Raw genomic sequence first — 671 nt, forward strand, 5'->3', positions numbered from 1 at the left:
CGTAGCGACTGTCTTGATTGTCAAGGGGTAACTCAAAAAACAATCAAGGAGTTGCTGTCGAACCTAAAATCTCAAGCCAGAAAAAAGCGCAGCAAAAACTAAGTCGCTCAGGTTAAACCAAAGCAAGCGCAACCCTTGATCAGAGATAACAAAAAGTGTGAATCTCTAGGAACAAGGTGGTAAATTGTCAGCAAGCTGCCAAGGCTGATTTTGGCGAACCATTGCATTAAGAATAACTAAGATTTTCCGCACACAAGCAGTCAGAGCCAGTTTTTTTGATTTACCTCGTCCGACTAGGCGTTCGTAAAAAGTTTTAATCACCGGATTATGACGCATAGCTACCACCGCTCCCATGTAAAGAGTCGCCCGAATCTGAGCGCGACCTCCCTGAATCATTCGCTTACCTTTATGTTGACCACTATCATGATTAATCGGTGCGACACCGACTAAGCGAGAGATTTGTTTGGCGGTTAATTGACCGAGTTCTGGTAAGTCGGAGACGAGAGTAGTAGAAATTACTTGACCAATCCCCGGCACGGTTTTGAGTAAATTGACTTTCTCGAGCCATTGTTGGTTAGCTTGGGTCAATTCCTCAATTTCTTGATTGAGTTTTTCGAGGCAGTTATCGAGATACTCAAGATGGGCTTCGATATCGACCAAAGCTTTACCGC

At 44.1% G+C, this 671-nt stretch carries 1 protein-coding gene; it reads right to left on the minus strand.

Features of this window, described 5'->3' with window-relative positions:
• Positions 1–165: 165 nt before the first annotated feature.
• The coding region (locus MICAI_RS26520) for an IS110 family transposase (RefSeq protein WP_039900323.1) at positions 166–671 on the minus strand (506 nt) is incomplete at its 5' end.

It is taken from the genome of Microcystis sp. T1-4 (assembly GCF_000297435.1).
Lineage (GTDB): Bacteria > Cyanobacteriota > Cyanobacteriia > Cyanobacteriales > Microcystaceae > Microcystis.